The organism is Vibrio fluminensis (genome assembly GCF_015278125.1).
Taxonomy (GTDB): Bacteria; Pseudomonadota; Gammaproteobacteria; order Enterobacterales; family Vibrionaceae; genus Vibrio; species Vibrio fluminensis.
On sequence record NZ_JADILO010000039.1, the window covers coordinates 14195 to 31964 of the forward strand.

General features: G+C 45.3%; 16 protein-coding genes. 5 read left to right on the top strand and 11 right to left on the bottom strand.

What is annotated here, in order from left to right; translation table 11 throughout:
* Positions 1-218 precede the first annotated feature (218 nt).
* The 9 genes from IRQ95_RS19725 to rarD all read right to left on the bottom strand — a co-directional run bounded on the left by IRQ95_RS19725 (position 219) and on the right by rarD (position 8903).
* Positions 219-1028 carry a hypothetical protein gene (locus IRQ95_RS19725; RefSeq protein ID WP_194439167.1) on the bottom strand — a complete coding sequence of 270 codons (810 nt, stop codon included), beginning with the start codon at positions 1026-1028 and terminating at the stop codon, positions 219-221.
* Between the two features lie 134 nt (positions 1029-1162).
* A complete protein-coding gene (locus IRQ95_RS19730) occupies positions 1163-1585 on the bottom strand; it encodes a DUF2513 domain-containing protein (RefSeq protein ID WP_228481511.1) in 423 nt (140 codons plus the stop codon).
* A 645-nt stretch (positions 1586-2230) separates the two neighbouring features.
* Entirely contained in the window at positions 2231-3103 is an 873-nt protein-coding gene (locus IRQ95_RS19735) for a helix-turn-helix transcriptional regulator (RefSeq protein WP_123780665.1), read from the bottom strand.
* Positions 3104-3184: 81 nt separating this feature from the next.
* Positions 3185-3403, bottom strand: a complete 219-nt coding sequence (locus IRQ95_RS19740; RefSeq protein WP_075650812.1) for a hypothetical protein — start codon at positions 3401-3403, stop codon at positions 3185-3187.
* A gap of 3 nt (positions 3404-3406) precedes the next feature.
* Positions 3407-4612 carry an FMN-binding protein gene (locus IRQ95_RS19745; RefSeq protein ID WP_228481512.1) on the bottom strand — a complete coding sequence of 402 codons (1206 nt, stop codon included), beginning with the start codon at positions 4610-4612 and terminating at the stop codon, positions 3407-3409.
* A 67-nt stretch (positions 4613-4679) separates the two neighbouring features.
* Positions 4680-4991 carry a hypothetical protein gene (locus IRQ95_RS19750; RefSeq protein ID WP_075650808.1) on the bottom strand — a complete coding sequence of 104 codons (312 nt, stop codon included), beginning with the start codon at positions 4989-4991 and terminating at the stop codon, positions 4680-4682.
* Complete coding sequence (locus IRQ95_RS19755) at positions 4991-6505, bottom strand: 4Fe-4S dicluster domain-containing protein (protein WP_114765071.1); 1515 nt, start codon at positions 6503-6505, stop codon at positions 4991-4993. Before IRQ95_RS19755 ends, IRQ95_RS19750 begins: the two co-directional genes overlap by 1 nt.
* 20 nt (positions 6506-6525) lie before the next feature.
* Entirely contained in the window at positions 6526-7635 is a 1110-nt protein-coding gene (locus IRQ95_RS19760) for a tetratricopeptide repeat protein (RefSeq protein ID WP_194439171.1), read from the bottom strand.
* A gap of 335 nt (positions 7636-7970) precedes the next feature.
* Positions 7971-8903 carry an EamA family transporter RarD gene (gene rarD, locus IRQ95_RS19765; RefSeq protein WP_194439173.1) on the bottom strand — a complete coding sequence of 311 codons (933 nt, stop codon included), beginning with the start codon at positions 8901-8903 and terminating at the stop codon, positions 7971-7973.
* Positions 8904-9200: 297 nt separating this feature from the next.
* Here rarD and IRQ95_RS19770 point away from each other — a divergent pair, with 297 nt between their 5' ends.
* Positions 9201-10433 (top strand): NAD(P)/FAD-dependent oxidoreductase, encoded by a 1233-nt coding sequence (locus IRQ95_RS19770; RefSeq protein ID WP_194439175.1) that lies wholly within the window; start codon positions 9201-9203, stop codon positions 10431-10433.
* Positions 10434-10547: 114 nt separating this feature from the next.
* Positions 10548-11837: a dicarboxylate/amino acid:cation symporter gene (locus IRQ95_RS19775; RefSeq protein WP_194439176.1), complete on the top strand. Its 1290-nt coding sequence runs from the start codon at positions 10548-10550 to the stop codon at positions 11835-11837.
* A 12-nt stretch (positions 11838-11849) separates the two neighbouring features.
* On the opposite strand, the gene IRQ95_RS19780 is transcribed toward IRQ95_RS19775, so the two are convergent.
* Together IRQ95_RS19780 and IRQ95_RS19785 are read right to left on the bottom strand one after the other, a co-directional pair.
* Complete coding sequence (locus tag IRQ95_RS19780) at positions 11850-12677, bottom strand: helix-turn-helix transcriptional regulator (protein ID WP_194439178.1); 828 nt, start codon at positions 12675-12677, stop codon at positions 11850-11852.
* Positions 12678-12739: 62 nt separating this feature from the next.
* Complete coding sequence (locus tag IRQ95_RS19785; protein ID WP_194439180.1) at positions 12740-13333, bottom strand: LysE family translocator; 594 nt, start codon at positions 13331-13333, stop codon at positions 12740-12742.
* 221 nt (positions 13334-13554) lie between these two features.
* Here IRQ95_RS19785 and IRQ95_RS19790 point away from each other — a divergent pair, with 221 nt between their 5' ends.
* The 3 genes from IRQ95_RS19790 (at position 13555) to gltS (ending at position 17327) form a co-directional block, all read left to right on the top strand.
* Positions 13555-15159, top strand: coding sequence for an ABC-F family ATPase (locus tag IRQ95_RS19790; protein WP_194439182.1), 1605 nt, complete (start codon positions 13555-13557; stop codon positions 15157-15159).
* Between the two features lie 104 nt (positions 15160-15263).
* Positions 15264-15674, top strand: a complete 411-nt coding sequence (locus tag IRQ95_RS19795) for a VF530 family protein (protein ID WP_194439190.1) — start codon at positions 15264-15266, stop codon at positions 15672-15674.
* 426 nt (positions 15675-16100) lie between these two features.
* On the top strand, positions 16101-17327 hold the full coding sequence (gene gltS / locus IRQ95_RS19800) for a sodium/glutamate symporter (protein ID WP_194439184.1): 1227 nt from the start codon (positions 16101-16103) through the stop codon (positions 17325-17327).
* The last annotated feature ends 443 nt before the right edge of the window (positions 17328-17770 follow it).

Sequence of the window (17770 nt, forward strand, 5' to 3'; positions counted from 1 at the left end):
TAATCAGAAAGGCGCTTTTTGTTCGCAGATGTTGTCCGGCCGGTTTTAGGCGTTCCCGACGCCGAAAACCTAAAAATGCTGTCCTGCATTTTTGCCTATGGTAGTGTTTATTTTGGCTAAAGCGTTTTAGGACATAAACGTTTTAGGTTTATTTATCTAATCCGTTTCGATCAGATTAAAAAAAGTATTTTGAAACCTTAAATGTTTTTTATACCAATTCACATTGGGCCTTGACGAAAAAGAAACCTTTTACCAGTTTTCTTATCTAGCAACTCCAAATCTAAGCCTACAATTCGCCACTCTAGTTTGAACTTATTAGGAAGAGCTAAACTTCCATCTGAATATAAGCGATTTACATACACACGTTCGTTTATCTTAGGAGTATATTCAAGTATGCATTGAGCATATATGTCGGATAGATGTCTCAAGTACACCCCGTGACCAGATACTGTTCTAAAGGTTTTAGGTGCACAATAATACTTACCAGCTAATTGCTCTAATCTATTGTGCTCACTGGTTTTATGATTCAAATTATCAAAAATACCATGATCAAATAAAGCTATAGCATAAAACTCTGAACGAGTTACGAATGCAAAGAGCACTACATCAGTTCTTTTAGCAAGACCTGAGTCTGCGTCGTCCATACTTAAATGCAAATGGTGGAAGCCCTTACTATTGAGTATGAGATCTTTGTCTTTACTATTGGTATCTTTAAACGGAGTATAACCGTTATTGTGTGCTCTTTCCGACAGGAAAGGGGTTACCGAAGCCCCTGAACGAACCAAGCCAAGCAGATCCTCAATCTGTTGCTTGTGAGCTTTCCAACGTCGATCAGACGTAAGCTCCGGAGCAAGTATCACTTTACGACTTCGTGACGGAATATGCCTACTCTGCCAGTGAAGATAATGGAAAATAACGTCGTTAATTGACATTTCTTGAAGGAGTTCCAAGGTAGCCTTATCATTTGGATAAAATGGAAGTTCTTTAATTAACAATCGCTTAATGGTTCTTACTTCTTTAGGCTCCACGTTTACCTCATTTTTGTATAACGCCAAATTAAGGTGTGACTCACTCTACCACGACACTAAAATTGAACGCCGTAAACACTGCACTTGACCCAAACCAAGATGATAAGCGTGGGGAACCACTCATAAATTGTTTGTTATGAGCCAGCAGCCTCGAGTAGTGCTTTAACCTTTTGTTTTGCATAACCTTTAGCTAGATCTTTTGCTACGGATGAGATCGTCTCTAAGCTCGATTCTTTAAAATTGGCTTGAATCTCAGCCCAAACATTTGGTTCGTTTAACGATTCGATGAAGTCATGTCCAAATGCAGTTAAACGAATTGGGACAACCGACCAACCTCTTTGACCATTACCCATCAACGTATATCCTACACCTCTAGTGTTTAGAGCAAATGATTCGATGTACCCTTTATCAACCAATATATCTGTATGAAATACAAACTTATCGTCATCATAGCGGAAGCCTTTCGCTTCAAGCTCTTGAATATTAGTCGTTGGCCTTTCAGCGCTTTCAAAGGCTTCTAACAATTGTTTCAAATATTCTTTGTCTACTTTCATCATTTATCCCCATGGATCATAACGCTGATTAGACGGCTAACAGCCGCTTTTAACCCTCACATAATGGCGTGTTTCACTTACTGGTTCAATTCATAATCAATAACTTAGTAACAACGCATGGGAATTAGAATGCTAAGAGGTGCATTATTTCTAGATGAGCGAAATTCGGATAACTTACTGTAGGTCAAACGCACGTGTACAAATTGTAAGTGAGTATCTACTCTAAGTCGCTTCGGGGCAGAACTGAGTTTAAATATTCTTCGCCCAGATGTTTTCAATTGGTTAAAGATAACTATAACTCTAGGCAAAAATGCAGGACAGCATTTTTAGGTTTTCGGCGTCGGGAACGCCTAAAACCGGCCGGGCAGCGCGTGCATTTCAAAAGCGCCTTTCTGGTTACTCTTTGGTAAGACAAAGAGTAACTGGACCGCTTACAGTAAGGGTAAAGAGAGCGACAGGCTTTTAAGCGGGACATACCGCAATATCAAGGTCAGAAAATTAAAAAGCGAGATCCTCACTTTCGCGAGGATGACAAATTTTAAGTTCTACGGTTCAACAATGACAATACCAGACTTGAAGCGAGCGCCCATAGCAAAAATGATTCCCGCATCCCGCATCCCGCATCCCGCATCCCGCATCCCGCATCCGCTATTGATTCCTCAACCCCATCCGACATAACTGCCTAAAATCCTTCGGGCTTACCCCGGTATGACGCTTAAAAAACTTCGTCATATTGGTCGCTTCGTTGAAACCAAGATCAGCGGCGATATCTGCAATCGCGTATTGGCTAAATGCCAGTTGGCGCTTGGCTTCAATCAAAACGCGCTCATCGAGTAATTCTTTAACGCTAATGCCGGCATTATCTTTAGCAAGCTTATCTAACTGTTTAACGCTTTTACCTAGCACCAGCGCCATTTCGGCGACGGATGGGCGCTGGCTAAAGTGCTCATCAATGTAGTTCTTTAGGCGGTAAAAATCGCTGGCGCCAAGGTTTTGCATTTGCTGGGCGTTTTGCTTGTAAAGCGGCACAATCGATTTGAGCAAGATGGTGCGCAGCAGATTGCGAATGATCTCAGCGCGAAACTCAGAGTCAGAGTAAAACTCACTGACCATCACGCGAAAGAGGGCATCAATATCTTCGCCAATATCGTGGGTGCAGTTTACGTGCACGAGTGCGGCGATAATCGAATCAAAGTAAGGGTCTTGCTTGTGCTCAGCAAGAAAGGTGCAGTTAAACGGCACCACAAAACCGTCGACAGTGCGGGTTTTGGCAAAGGCGTGGATCTGGTTTTTACCCAATGAAATCAGCGTGCCCGCTTTGATGCGATGCAACTGGTGATCAATATAGTGCTGACCTTCACCTTCAGTTATGTAAATTAAAGCGCTGAAGTTAAGCCGATGATGGCATGAAACATCTTCCAAACTGCGCGCTTGGTAAAGCTCAGAAATGCGGTAAATGTAGGGATTGGTTAATCCGGATTCAGAGCGCATGCGCTCAAGGGGAATACTTTTACAACTCATAGATAGCACTAAGGAGCTTAGTGCTAACGGTAACACTAAGCTCCTGATTTTATTCTTCTAGTTATTGATGAGGCGATATGGTTAGTACTGTTCGCTTTCCATATCTTGCGCCATCTGCTTAAAGTCAACTTGTGGCTTACTTTCTACTACAACCACTGGTTTTTCTACTGGCTTGGTCACACTATGCAGTAATTGTTGCTGGCTTTGTTCGCTGGTTAGGCTAACAAAGCTGGTGGCAAGCTGCAGCACAATCACCACCGAGGCTAAACAGTAGAAAGCAAGAGAGATGTGTTTTCTCATGGGTTACTCCTTATCCTGTTTCATCGGGCGACGGGCTTTGCTCTTTTTCGCACGAGACTGCTTGAGCCAGTTTTTGTTAAACACCAAGAAGTCTGTCATGGCATTAACTGGACAAAGGCTCTGACACCAAGGGCGACGCACTACTAGCGAGGTTAAGATGATCATCACCGTCAGCACAAATAGGTACATGCCACCAATCATGCCAAAGGCAATACCAAACGGTTCATAGACAAACGCGGCTGGGCTGCGGAAGTACGCGCCAAGGCAAAGCGTGACTAACAGTAAGACGCGCGGGAACCAGATAAACAGCTCGTTACGAATAGGCGAGGATTTGGCGTTACCCACTTTGGCTAAACATTTTTGTACCGCACCGAATGGACATAAGCTTTCGCAGTAGATATTGCGGTTGTAGTAAAAAATGTAGCCGATACTCAGAGCCAGCAAGATAAACGGCGTGTAGTTAGCCACACCAGAAATCCATGAGCCATAAATCGCGCCGCCCATGATCGAAGCCGAGTAAAGCGAAGCAGAGTGGAAGCCAAATAAGATGGTTGAACCACAAAGAAGAGCGATATTGAACTTCACTTTGTGTTCAGAGCGGGTACGGTTAACCCAAACCGCTAAAGCAAAGAACACCAACGCCGCTGCGTCTAGCCATTTGAAGTAACTCCATACGGAAGCTTGCTCTGATAGGCGATAGCCATACAGCGCCTCGCGCACTGGATCGGCAGCTTGGTCTACGGCAGTAATATATGCCTCTGAGGTGAGCGTTGCGCCCGTTACCGCATCGACATGCAGTGACGTTTTCACGCGCTGATCTAACAGGTTCTCCGGCAGTTTTTCTTCTACTACTTTATCAAAGTATGACGAGGTCTCTTTGGATGAAAGCAGCGAGATCGTTTCCACTTCACCTGATGGAGTAAACACAGCGCCAACGGTCAGTTCGCCGCCGTAACCCACGCCTGAGCCAAAGCTGACCCATTTAGCTTGTGCTTTGTCGCCATCAGCACCAACAAGTTGGTACAAGTTTGGTGAGACTTCGACCAGCTCATTGCCAGTAGTGGAAATGTGTTGGAAGAACTGCGCTTGTGAGTTGTTGGTGCGTAGACCGCCCAAATACCAAGCCAAAATCAACAGCAAAATTGAAGCGATGCTGGCGATCTTCTCTAGGTTTTTATTTCGATTTGTCTTTTGTTTTCGTTCAGCCATAAAACTAACAAGCCACAAGTGAATACTGACCTTGTGGCTTGCTCCTTAACTTATTCTAAAACACCGATTAGTTTGCTGTCTTTGGCTTAAGTGCGATAAGCACTCGTAGCAAGATAGCACCACCAATGATTAAGCCTGTGCCAACGAAGCCGAGGAAGTACCAGCCTGCCATACCTTCGTTTTCACCCAGTAGGGTAAAGGCGCCAGCAACGGTGAGCACCAGTGATGCCCACCAACCGCCAACCAATGCCCATTTCCACCAGTTCATACCAAGTTGGAACTGTTTAGCCCATTGGTTTGCACCGGCAAACACCAGCACTTGCAGCGCGCCAAATGCCATCCAAAATAGCGGGTCGAGTACAGTCGATTGTGGAAACATTAGAATCCCTCCCAGTTACCGTCGTATTCCCAAGTTTTTTCTACCGCGAGGTAGTTCTCACTGCGCATCCACTCTGGCGGTTGGTGGTAGCCAGCAAAGCGACCGCCATTCCAGTCGCCGTGGTAGGCTTCTGCTTCTGGGTAGTAGAAGAAGTTATGCTGCATCGCGAGCAGTGTTTTACGCGTCATGCCGGTTGGATCGCGCGGGTCGGTTTCTTTCACCAGTGCGTGGATCCAGTTGTTTTTACGCGTGTAAGGACACACCGCAATACAAACACGACAACCCATCGCCGTTTCAGTTGGACCTTGACGCCACATGGTCCAGCAGCTGTCTTGGTTAAAGGCAAACTTGCGGTAACCGCGCACGATATCATCTGGCTTATCGGCTTTACTGATTGAGCCACTTGGGCAAGAGTCGGCACAGATCTTACATTCTTCACAGAAGTGCTTAACCTTGGTGTCGATCGGTTTATCCGCTTCCAGATCAAGCTCAGTGATCACCGCAGCCAAACGAATGTTTGGACCAAGCTCAGGCGTAAGCAAAATACCGTTACGCGCCGCTTCACCCATACCGGCTTGGATTGCCAATGGCGGTACAACGATTTCATAGTCTGAACCTGGCCATTGTGGACGAGCCGCATAGCCAAGCTCACCAAGGAAGGCAGCCATTAGACCTGCCGCGTTTTTAGCACGGAAGTAGCCATCGTATGAGGTTGAGTAGCCGATTGCGGCGTACATTGGGTCCCAGTTCATCGGCGTACCGAAGATGATCACGTTCTTCCAGTGTTTCGGAATGCTTTCATCCCAATCTGGCATGCCACGCATGGTGTTCTTAAACACGAAGTTCGGATCAAGCTTAGTGATACCTACGATACTCATGCCGAATTTAAACGCCATTTTCTTGATCAGTTCAGAAGCGTGTTTTGGAGATTTAAATTCTTGCTTAGTGCGTTTAACCCACTGGAAGTCCACTTCGTCTGGGTGACCTTGTGGTTTTGGTGGGAAGTCACTGTACACACCGCGCATGTAAGCTGCTGAGTATGCCCAGCCAATCGCGAAGCGTGAACGGTGACGCTCAAAGTTTTGTGAGTGTTCCGCTTTCTCTTCAAACGATTGGTACATGTCGTCCCAACGCTCAGGGTAACGTGAGTAGTATTCACGTACACGTTCGTTAGGAATATCGCGCCAGTCTTTGGTTGGAATCCAACCTTTTTTCATTTCAGCGCCAAGTACGCGAGTGCGGTGGAACAAGAAATCACTCCACTCTGGGCGAATAAGCTCGCCAGCCACTTCCATAGTCGGAGCTACATCAACGCGAAACGGTTCGCGGTTGAAGTACATGTCGTGACCTGATTCGGTTCTGCCCCAACCCACGTTTGCGTCAGGATCGCGACCGAGTACAAAGCCAGCACCTGCCGCGGCACCTATGGTCGCAGTTGCTGCTGCAACGCCACCTAACTTGAGAAAATCGCGCCGAGACGTATCGGCTACGCCTGATTCAACTTGATCTTTCACATTAACTCCCAGATTTATTTTTATTTAATTTCGACTACATCGAGGCTCAGATTTTTGTTGATAGTGTTGAGCTGCTCGCGGTAGGTAATTTTGTAGTGACCGGCCAAGCGGTTAAGGTCAACCATCACAAGCTGTGCATCAGCCCATTGCTCTGCATGGAAATAACACAGGAACAATTGCTCTAGGCACCACTCGTCGTGAGGTTCAAAAATCAGTAGCTGTTTGATGTCATCTTCAAGCTCACCATAGCGCCCAAGCTCTGCTTTAACGCGGGCACGAATGCTGACGACGTCATAGCTCGATGGGTTAATCGTGAGGTAGTGGTTTAGCGCTTCAAGGGCTTCTTCTAAGCGACCGTTCTGGTGGGCAGAAATGCCCGCTAAACGCACCAGTTCAATCGATGACACTTGGTGTTCAAAAGCAGCGTTAATCCACTGCTCGGCTTTTTCTTTGTTGCCCAATGCGAGGTATGAACTGACAGCCGTAATGTAGGTGGAGACTAACGATTTATCACAGGCAAAAGCTTGCTCTGCGTATTCGGCTGCCAGTTCAAAATTGCTTTCTTGATAGTAAAGACCGGCAAGGTTTTGGTAACCGCCGACAAACTTAGGGTCGATCTCTATGGCTTGTTTAAAGTGTTCAACCGCGATGTCACTTTCGCCAGTGAAAAGGTGGTTAAAGCCAAGGTGGCAGTAAAGCATTGGGTTGTGAGCGTTAATGGCAATCGCTTCTTCAAGCATCGACTTTGCCATCTCATAGTCACCAAGCTGCTGATAGACCAAACCACACTTGGTTTTAAAATCATCTTCAGTCAGCTGCGACTTAAATTGGTTGGTCACGACCATCGCGAGTTGGCACATCTGCGCTGCCATAAGGGTTTCAAACAGAAACTGCACTTGAGGCTTAGCAAGCTCAAGGTTTTCTAACTGCTCACTGAGTACCAGCGTAAAGCTTTCATGCTCGAGCCAATCGGTTTTGTTGTGATCAGGTTTTTCATCCGCTTTGGCAAATTGAGCAGAGAGAAACATCAAACGGTCGTTGAGCTTTGGCTCAATGGTTTCGATTGATGGAAGGGAAGCGATGTGGCTATTGAGGTATTGGTAAAGTTCAAGCCATTTACTGCTGATCATGAATAACGTCCTACTTAAATTTCAGCGCTAATATTCAGTATTCGGCAAATGGTCAAAAGGTAGTTTTTTACCCTAAAGTGGTAAAAATCTACCCTTTGAAATCAAACATGATTTCGATCAAATCGTATAGCGTAATGTAAATTATTCCATGTGTGATCGATTTAACATTTGTCGAGCGAGGTCGTTAGGGCGGGGCATTCATTGGTGTACATGAGCGGTTGGGGAGTTGGCAGAATCGTAGGCAGATCAGTTGGAGAATATCCCCTCACTTTGGTTTGGAGTAACCGTAGGTGAGGGGAGTGAGAACGTTAAGTCGTTACTCATTGGCGTGGAGATTATCGGCTCAGCGCGCGGCTACTTCTCATACGTTTATAACCATCAGCAACCAGAGCAACCAGCGCGAAAATAATAAACAGGTAAGTCGGCATTTCGTTTAGCGCAATGGTGTCACCAATCAGTAAACCAACGATAAAGATAAACGTCGGCTCAACATACCCCAGCAGACCAAAGAGTGACACGGTGAGTTTTGAATAAGCGTACAAATACAGAAGCATTGGTGTTACCGCCACAATCGCCAAACCGACATAGTAGAAGTAAGTACTTACTGGCAAATGCAAGAAGTACTCGGCTGGGTAGAGGAAGAACATACCCGCGATAGCAAATGGCAACAGGATAATATGGTCGACAGCCAAACCAACATCGGCTGCCAGCGGAATCGATTTGCGGTTGATAAAGTAGAGCGGGTAACCCAGCGCTACAACCAGAACCACCCAAGATACGCCAGAAGAGAGCACGTAAGCCCAAATGGTACCCAACAGTGCAAACAGACAAGCGACTTTCTGCAATCGAGTCAGGCTTTCGTGATAGACGAAGCGACCTACCAACACCATTACTATCGGCAAAGTGAAGTAACCCAGTGCAAGGTTTAACGTCTCGCCGTTAGCGGGTGCCCACACAAACAGCCAATATTGCGGTGCGACCAAAATGGCTGAGATAAGGTATCTGCCCCACAGTTTGCGTTCTTTTAACGCTTCAATAAGCAAAGGCAAGCGCTTGGTGACCAAAAGCAGCACACCAAACAGCAAGGTACTCCAGAAGATACGTTGTACCGCCAACCAATGACTGTCACCGCCAGCAATTAAACTCGGTGCCATATCGGGTTGCAGTTGAACGTATGCCGGGATTAAGGCGAACAGCAGCGAACATAAAATAGATGCCGACACCCCTTTGGATTGTTCGGACATCAGATGGTTATATTTATTAAACATGATTGAAAATGCATCATTGATAGATCTGTCGCTACTTTGGCGATTTAGAAGGCAATAGGCAACTAAAATCCTTTGGGTGCAGCAGTAATTCTCCATGTCTGAGAATTAACCAAATTTGACGCCTGCATATTATTACAAATACGTAATAGTCATTTGTAATTTACACTGATTATCATTTTGTGTGTCATCAATATAATGCCCCCATTCAAATTTGTGCTGACGCCATCTTGAGAAGATGTTTTAAGAGCCGTCAGCGCTTGACGTTTTATCCTTAGATACAGAATGGGGGAGAGTGGGATGTCAAAAATCGTTGTTGTAGGAGGCGGTGCGGCAGGTCTTGAGTTAGTGACCCGTCTTGGAAAGAGTTTTGCGCGTCGTAACCAGCACCAAGTGGTATTGGTTGAACCTGCTAGTCACCATTACTGGAAACCGCGTTTACATGAAATTGCGGCGGGTACGTTTGACGATGAACTTGATGCCGTAAGCTACTTGCAGCATTCGTATTGCAACCAATATGAGTATGTGCAAGCGGCGATGACGTCATTAAACCGTCAAGAGAAAATTATTCAAATTCGTAATGCCGATGGTGAGATCTCTAACCTAAACTACGATTATCTGGTTATCGCAGTGGGTGCGGTGAGTAATGATTTTAAAACCCAAGGCGTAAGCGAGCATTGCTTGTTTTTAGATTCAGCATTAGAAGCAAAACAGGCTTGGGAACAGATTAACCCGCTACTTAAACGAAATGGTGAGCAAAACATATCGATTGTTGGCGCTGGTGCGACTGGCGTTGAGTTAGCCGCAGAACTTGCCAAGGTGAGTGCCAAAGTAGAGCGCTATCGCCAAAGCAACAAACTGAATATCACTCTGATTGAAGCCGCTGAACGCGTATTACCTGCTGGCCCTGAGTGCATGTCTGAGAAGGTGTTTAAAGCGCTAACTAAGCTTGGTGTTAATGTACGTACTAATGTACGTATTAACCGTGCTGAGCAAGGTCAGTTGGTGACAGCGGATGGTGAAGTTATCGGTGCAGATCTGCAATTGTGGGCTGCCGGAATAAAATGTGCACCTTGGCTAAGTCAGCTTGATGGTTTAGAAACCAATCGTCTTAATCAGTTAAAAGTTGATGCGACTTTACGTACAACGATTGATGATGCCGTATTTGTTATTGGTGACAGCGCAGAGTGCCCACAAGCGGATGGCAGTTTTGTTCCACCACGCGCACAAGCAGCCAATCAAGCAGCAGGGCATCTTGCAACACAGCTTAAGCGCCTATTGAAAGACAAAGCGATGAAGCCATTTGTGTTTCATGATGGGGGTATGGTGATTGCGGTTGGTCATGACTATGCCGTCGGTACGCTGCTTAATGACAAGCTGATTCTTCGCGGTCGCTTGGTACGTAACCTCTACGACACCATCTTTAGGCTACACCAACGAATTCTGTTTGGTTGGGGGCGAGTGACGGCGTTAGTGCTACTTAAGCGTGTGAAAGGATCGCTCAATCCATTCTATAAACACAATATCTCATAGTTATTGTCGACTCTGGTTTTATCACAGCAAAGAGAAGTGCTGATGCACTTCTCTGCTTTCTATTTTCTGCTTTTTATTGGTAAGAATTAAACAACACTATTTTGGAAGCCAAATATGTGGAATAAATTACGTACGTCATTGCCTCTTCAGTTGGTATTTGCAGCGCTGACTGCTTGGGCTGCATCGAGCTTAGTTGCCAATGGAACGGTTGTTGCCGACCAAGCTTGGTTTCAGTTCATCACCTTGGGTAAAACCCTCTATCTCGGTCTGCTGAAAATGGTGGTGGGCATTGTGGTGATGTTGTCACTATTGCAAGGGATAACCAGCATTGGTTCCACTATGCGACTGAAGAAAATTGGCTATACCACCATCACCTTCTACAGCTTCACCAGTGTGTTAGCGATTAGCTTAGGTTTAGGCGCCGCTTTAATGATGCCTGCATGGCAGCCTTTATCTGCGCCGGTAGAAGTGGCGGAAGGGGTTAAATTGATCAGCTCTGACGCAACCGGTGGTGGCGCGATCGCCAGTAAGTTATTGGAAATGGCGTTAGTCAACCCAGTGGCGGCGTTGGCACAAGGCAACCTGCTTGCCATCGTAGTGTTTTCTATCATGCTTGGGGTGGCATTGCTGTCAGCTTTGCCAGAAAAGCATCCTCTATTTGAGGTTCTGTCGGGGCTAAATAGCGGGGTGAACAAGGCGGTCAGTGCGATTATTCGTTTAGCTCCGTTAGCGGTGTTCTCGATTGTGTTTGAGTTCTCGCTAGCAGGCAATGACAACTTATTCAGACAACTTTTGATGTTTGCGCTGTTGGTTTTTGGGCTTACCCTGATTCATGGTGCAGTCGTGCTGCCAAGTATTGCTAAGCTTGCGACAGGCATTAGCATGCGTCGTTTGTTCAAAGCGTTATCAGCACCAATGGCGATGGCGTTTGCTACCTCTTCGAGTTCAGCAACACTGCCATTATCGATGCAAACCGCTGAGAATGAACTCGGTGTTTCGCAAAGTACCAGTAGTATGGTTTTACCGCTTGGCGCGGTGATGAATATGGATGGTACGGCCCTGTTTGAAGGCGTTGCGGCAATATTTCTTGCTCAGTTGTTTGGTGTCGATCTCACGACTTCTGGCTTAGTGATGATTTTTATCATGGCGATGGTCTCTTCTATTGGTGCTCCGGGAATGCCTTCGGGTTCGATGTCTGGTATGCAGATGGTGTTACTTGCGGCGGGTATTCCACTTGAAGCAATCGCTATTTTACTGATCATCGAGCGACCACTAGATACTTTCCGTACCGCAGTGAATGTGGAGGGGGACTTGATTGCTTCATTAGTGATAGACAAGTGGACTTCGACGAAGCCAGCGTTGTCAGAGGAGGCAAGTTGGCGCACTTCAAGTGAGCTTTGCTAGTTCATTTTGGGCTTAATCAATAAAGTGAGATTGATAGAATTTTGGCGTCACGGAAAGCTTGCGCTTAAAGTGGCGTTGAAAATGCGCTTGATCGGAAAATCCAAGGTCAAGTGCTACATCTGAAATTGTATCACCTCGCTTGAGCATATGCTTGGCGCGTTTGATTTTCTCGTTCATCAAATAAGCGTGTGGCGGCAAACCATATTGCTGTTTAAATGCACGCACTAATTGGTAGCGGCTGAGCCCAACTTGTTGAGCCAACAAATCCAGTTGGTGCTCACCGGTGACATCATCGAGTAGCATTTCACGCGCCAGTTTGAGGTTAGGCTTTATCGCTGCCTTGTTGCGACTTGCTGGCTGTTCAAAACAAAGCGCAACAAATTGTAGAAACTGGGTTTGCGCTTCTAGTGGGCTATCTTCTTGCTGAAGGGATGAAAACAGTTTGCCAAATTGGTGGGAAAATCGAGTAGAGCGCTCAAAGTCAGCGCTAAAGGGTGTGTAGTCAAAAGCCTGAGTAGCTAACACCTCTCGTTGATATTTGGCCATTTCCAGCGTATCAACAAACAGCATTCGATAGGACCATGCCGAACGGCGATCTAACCCTTGCTCAGGGTTGCAAGAATGGATATCTGATGGGTTGATGGTAACAACATCACCTTGGGTTATTTGATTGATACGACTTTGGTTATGGTACTCAGCATTGCCACTATCAATTATACCAAATGAGAACTCATCATGAGAGTGGGCTTCATAGCAAGCGCTACTTTGATCGGCAATACGTAGTTCAATCCAAGGAAGCAACGTGCTTTGTTTGAATGTGACGGTTTTGTCTGCTTTCATAATCCCTAACTAATCTAAATGTTCTCTTCCCGAGAAGCTTATGCCTAAGTGCGAATACTTGTTTATAGCCAAATCATACTGACAGAAACCGCAAGTAGCCCAGCCATTACTTTATTAAAAACGAGCTGTTTAGTCGAATCCTGTAAGTGATGAGTGAGAACACGCCCCAATAAGGCCCAGATGCCGACACCCGTTAAACAGGCTGCTAGTGAAATGGTGGTAAACACCACTAATAGTTGCACTTCATCACTAGTGCCTATGACGTAAAGGCTAATACCTGACATTGCGACTAGCCAAGCTTTAGGGTTGATCAGTTGAGTAAAGGCACCACTCCAAAAGCCGACAAGTGGCTTTTCACGGGTGTGCAAGCTGCTGAGCGGAGCTGAAAAAATTTTGTAGGCAAGGTATAGGATGAAAAGACTACCGATAATCTGCATCATAAATTGAAGCTTTGGTAATGCTAAAGCGATTGAGTGCATTAAAAAACCGCACAGAAAAACCACCAAGGCATAAGCGACCGAAGCTCCCGCAACATACAAAAGCGCAGTACGCAAACCTTGGTTTATAGCCGTGCTGGTGGCAATGAGGTTGACGGGGCCGGGCGTGACAGCGCCCACAATGGCAAACATCGTCATGGCAAGTAGTTGGCTTAACATGGTTTGTTCCTTCTTTTTAGGCAAGAGTAGATCAAACCAATCGGTAGTTATTGAACGATATTGCAGCAGCGGTGGATGTGCGAATATTACCGCTTTTTAGTGATCTTCATCACCTTTAAATATAGAATAGCGCACCCACTCAAATAGACCTTTTCAAACAGTATCTCGAAAGTGAATTAAGAGCTTGTTGTTAAAGGAAATTTTACTTCGAGGATACAGTTTTGATTAGTACAAACAATATCACCATGCAGTTTGGTGCAGAGCCGCTATTTGAAAATATTTCGGCAAAATTCGGTAATGGCAACCGCTATGGTCTAATTGGTGCCAATGGCTGCGGTAAGTCAACGTTTATGAAAATCCTCAGCGGTGCTCTAACACCAAGCTCAGGAAATGTTTCGATTACGCCTGGACTAAAATTAGGTGTGTTAAGCCAAGACCAGTTCGCGTTTGAACAGTACAGTGTAATTGATGCTGTGATCATGGGTGATCGCAAACTGTGGGAAGTAAAGAAAGAGCGTGACCGTATCTACTCTCTGCCAGAAATGAGCGAAGAAGATGGTATGAAAGTCGCGGAGCTAGAAAGCGAGTTTGCTGAAATGGACGGTTATACCGCAGAAGCTCGCGCAGGCGATATCCTCCTACAAGCAGGTATTGAAGAAGAGTTTCATTACGGCTTGATGCAGCAGGTTGCGCCAGGCTGGAAACTGCGTGTGCTACTGGCTCAAGCGTTGTTTGCTAACCCTGATATCTTGTTACTTGATGAACCAACCAACAACTTGGATATTCACACCATCAACTGGTTGGCAGAAGAACTTAATCAGCGTAAATGCACCATGATCATCATCTCGCATGACCGCCACTTCCTCAACTCAGTGTGCACGCACATGGCAGATATCGACTATGGTGAGCTACGTATTTACCCTGGTAACTATGAGTACTTCTTAGAAGCATCAGGTCTGCGCCGTGAGCAACTACTTGCTTCAAACGCAAAAAAAGCGGCGGAAATTAGTGAATTACAAGACTTTGTAAACCGATTTGGCGCTAATGCTTCTAAAGCAAAACAGGCGAGTTCACGTGCTAAGCGTATGGACAAAATTCAATTAGATGAAGTGAAATCAAGTAGCCGTATCAGCCCATCGATTGATTTTGGTGAAGGCAAAAAATTGCACCGTTTGGCGTTAGAGTTGCAAGAACTTGGTCATGGCTTTGATGGTGAAACTCTGTTCTCTGGCGGTAACTTATTGCTAGAAGCGGGTACGCGTTTGGCGATTATCGGCGAGAACGGTGTCGGTAAAACTACACTGATGCGCTGTCTTGTTGGTGAGCTAGAGCAAACTCAGGGTGTCGTTAAATGGTCTGAAAATGCATCACTGGGTTACTGCCCTCAAGATAGCACGGCTGATTTTGACAACGACCTAACCATCTTTGAGTGGATTTCACAATGGCGCACGGTTAAGCACAATGATCTGATGGTTCGTGCGATCTTAGGTCGTCTATTATTTACCGCGGATGATGCGAACAAGAAAGCGAAAAATTGTTCAGGTGGTGAGAAAAACCGTTTATTGTTTGGTAAGTTAATGATGCAAGATATCAACGTGCTGATCATGGATGAACCAACAAACCACATGGATATGGAAGCGATTGAAGCACTCAATAGCGCGTTGAAGAACTACCAAGGTACGCTGATCTTTGTTAGCCACGACCGCGAGTTCGTATCTTCTCTTGCAACATCTATTATTGATGTAAGAGACAACCAATTAGTAAGCTTCCAAGGTACTTTTGATGAGTACATGGATCATCAGAAAAAAGTGATGAGTGCAGCTTAATATCTTTGGTCGTAGTTTACTTCGACCATGACAAATTGAATTCGGGCGGTTGAAACACTATTCAGCCACTCAAAAGAAAGGAAAGTTTCATGACTGAACAGATGATGTCAGATGAACTGAGAATTGAACTACAGAAGAATAACCCGCTACACGGTCTTAAAATTGAAGACATGATCCAACAGCTAGTGGATCACTATGGCTGGGAAATTCTTGATGCAGCAATGCGCATGAACTGCTTCAATACGAAGCCAAGCGTTGCGAGTAGCGTGAAATACTTGAAGAAGACGGAATGGGCACGAGAGCGTGTAGAGAATTTTTATCTATACCGTTTTAAGCGTATGCCTAAAGCTTCTGAATATGAGTACAACTTGCCACCACGCGCACGTACTTTCCCTCATGGTTTAAAGCCACGTGAGCCAATGGAACTGACGGTTGAATCGATTCAACTGTCTCAAGCGAAAGCGGCTTCTGCATTTAAAGCGCGTTCTTCTCGAGGCCGTTACAATCGTCGTTAGTTCTCTGTAAGCAATAGCTCTCTGTAAACATTAGAACTCTAATTAAAAGACCAAGTGCGAAAGCGCTTGGTTTTTTATTTTGTGTAAATCAGTTTCAGAATGCTAATTTTCCCTCGATTTTAATCGTATAAACATGCGATTTTCTGCCGAATTTAAGTCGAAAAATAACCGAGATGAACAAATTTAGTTCATCTCTTTTACGTAAAATCAGGTGTTTGTTTAATTTGTCAAGAGTAAGTTTGAGAGTCATTTTCTCATTAAATGAAAACTAAATGCCATTAATCCTTATCTTATTCTCAATATGCGAGAATAAGATAAGGATTGAGTCTGGTAATGTAACTCGCTAACAGGCAACCTGATTATTAGAGATACAACTCACAGTTTGAGCTCGAAGCTCTGCTGATGAGAAAAAGAATAAGAGGATTTATGAGCCAGATAATATCTGTTGGCCCACAGGAGTCATTTTTAGTCGCGATCTGCGTGTTGTTTTTAGGCCAATTTATCAATTCAAAATTGCCTATCTTAAAAAAATTCAATATTCCTGAACCCATCGTCGGTGGTTTGATTGTCGCTTGTGCGATCACCATGATGCATTTTAGTGGCGTGGAACTGACGTTTGACTTGCCTTTGCAAAACACGTTTATGTTGATGTTCTTCGCCACTGTTGGCCTTGCGGCTAACTATACCCAGCTAGTAAAAGGCGGGGCGAAAGTGTTCCTGTTTCTAGCAATTGCGTCGATTTATATTCTGATCCAGAACGTCGTGGGTGTCTCTCTGGCAAGCTTGCTGGGCTTAGACCCGCTAATGGGCTTGATTGCTGGTTCGATTACACTTTCGGGTGGTCACGGGACGGGCGCGGCTTGGTCGCAAACATTCCAAGATGTCTATGGCCTAGATAACGTGTTAGAAATTGCGATGGCTTCTGCGACCTTTGGTTTGATTGCCGGTGGTATTATTGGTAGCCCGGTGGCGCAGCGTTTGATTGAAAAGCGCAAGTTGGTTTCATTTTACGGCAGTACCAGTCAAAGCCACAAAGAGTTCCCTGAATTGGTGAACTACAACGAAGACGAAGAAGACCGCGTAACGGCACGTAAAGTGATTGAAGGTTTGGCTTTGATCATGCTGTGTGTAACAGGCGCAGGCTATCTAGAAGGCTTCGTGAGTTCACTAGGTATCAAGTGGTTGATGATTCCAGACTTTGTCTATGCTCTGTTTATCGGTGTGGTGATCACCAACATTCTTGAGGTGAGTAAGGTACGCAAGCTGGATCTGGAAACCGTGGATGTATTGGGTACGGTATCATTGTCACTGTTCTTGGCAATGGCGCTAATGAGCCTGAAGCTTTGGAACATCTTCGACCTAGCGATCCCATTCTTGATTATTTTGGTGATTCAGTCGGTGATCTTAGCTCTGTTCTCTTACTTTGTGACCTTCACATTGATGGGCAGAAACTACGATGCAGCGGTAATGGCAAGTGGACACTGTGGTTTTGGTTTGGGCGCTACGCCTACCGCAGTAATGAACATGGGTTCGATTGTTAATCGTCATGGCCCATCACCACAGGCGTTTATGGTGGTGCCAATTGTTGGTGCGTTCTTTATCGACATTGTTAACCTATTAATACTGCAAGGCTTCATTGCATTTATTCACTAATTTACTATATACCCAAGTAACCTCAAGGTGCTCGGCTCAGCGAGAATGCCTTGGCTTGCAGACAAGGCAACGAGTTGAAGATCTAGTGGTTCTAAATCAAAAATCGTTAACGAAGTATGCGAGCCAAGGCAGCTCGCCCTTCGGGAGCGTGTCATTGCCTCAATTTCGGCGTCAAACGACTTGGAAATAGTTCACTATTTCGCTGCGTCGCTTTCCTTGAACTCAAATCAATGACAATGCTCTGAGTCCTGCACCTTGAAGTCACTTGGGTATATTTGGATTTAGATTTGTGTCAAAGCCAGCCTTTCGGGCTGGCTTCAGACTGCTGACAAAGGTCTAGCTTTCGAGCTAGACCTTTGATCTAATAGGGGTATCGAAATATGGATACTCCGATATGCTTCAAGAACCGACTCCGCAACAATACGAACTGGAAATGGTAACGA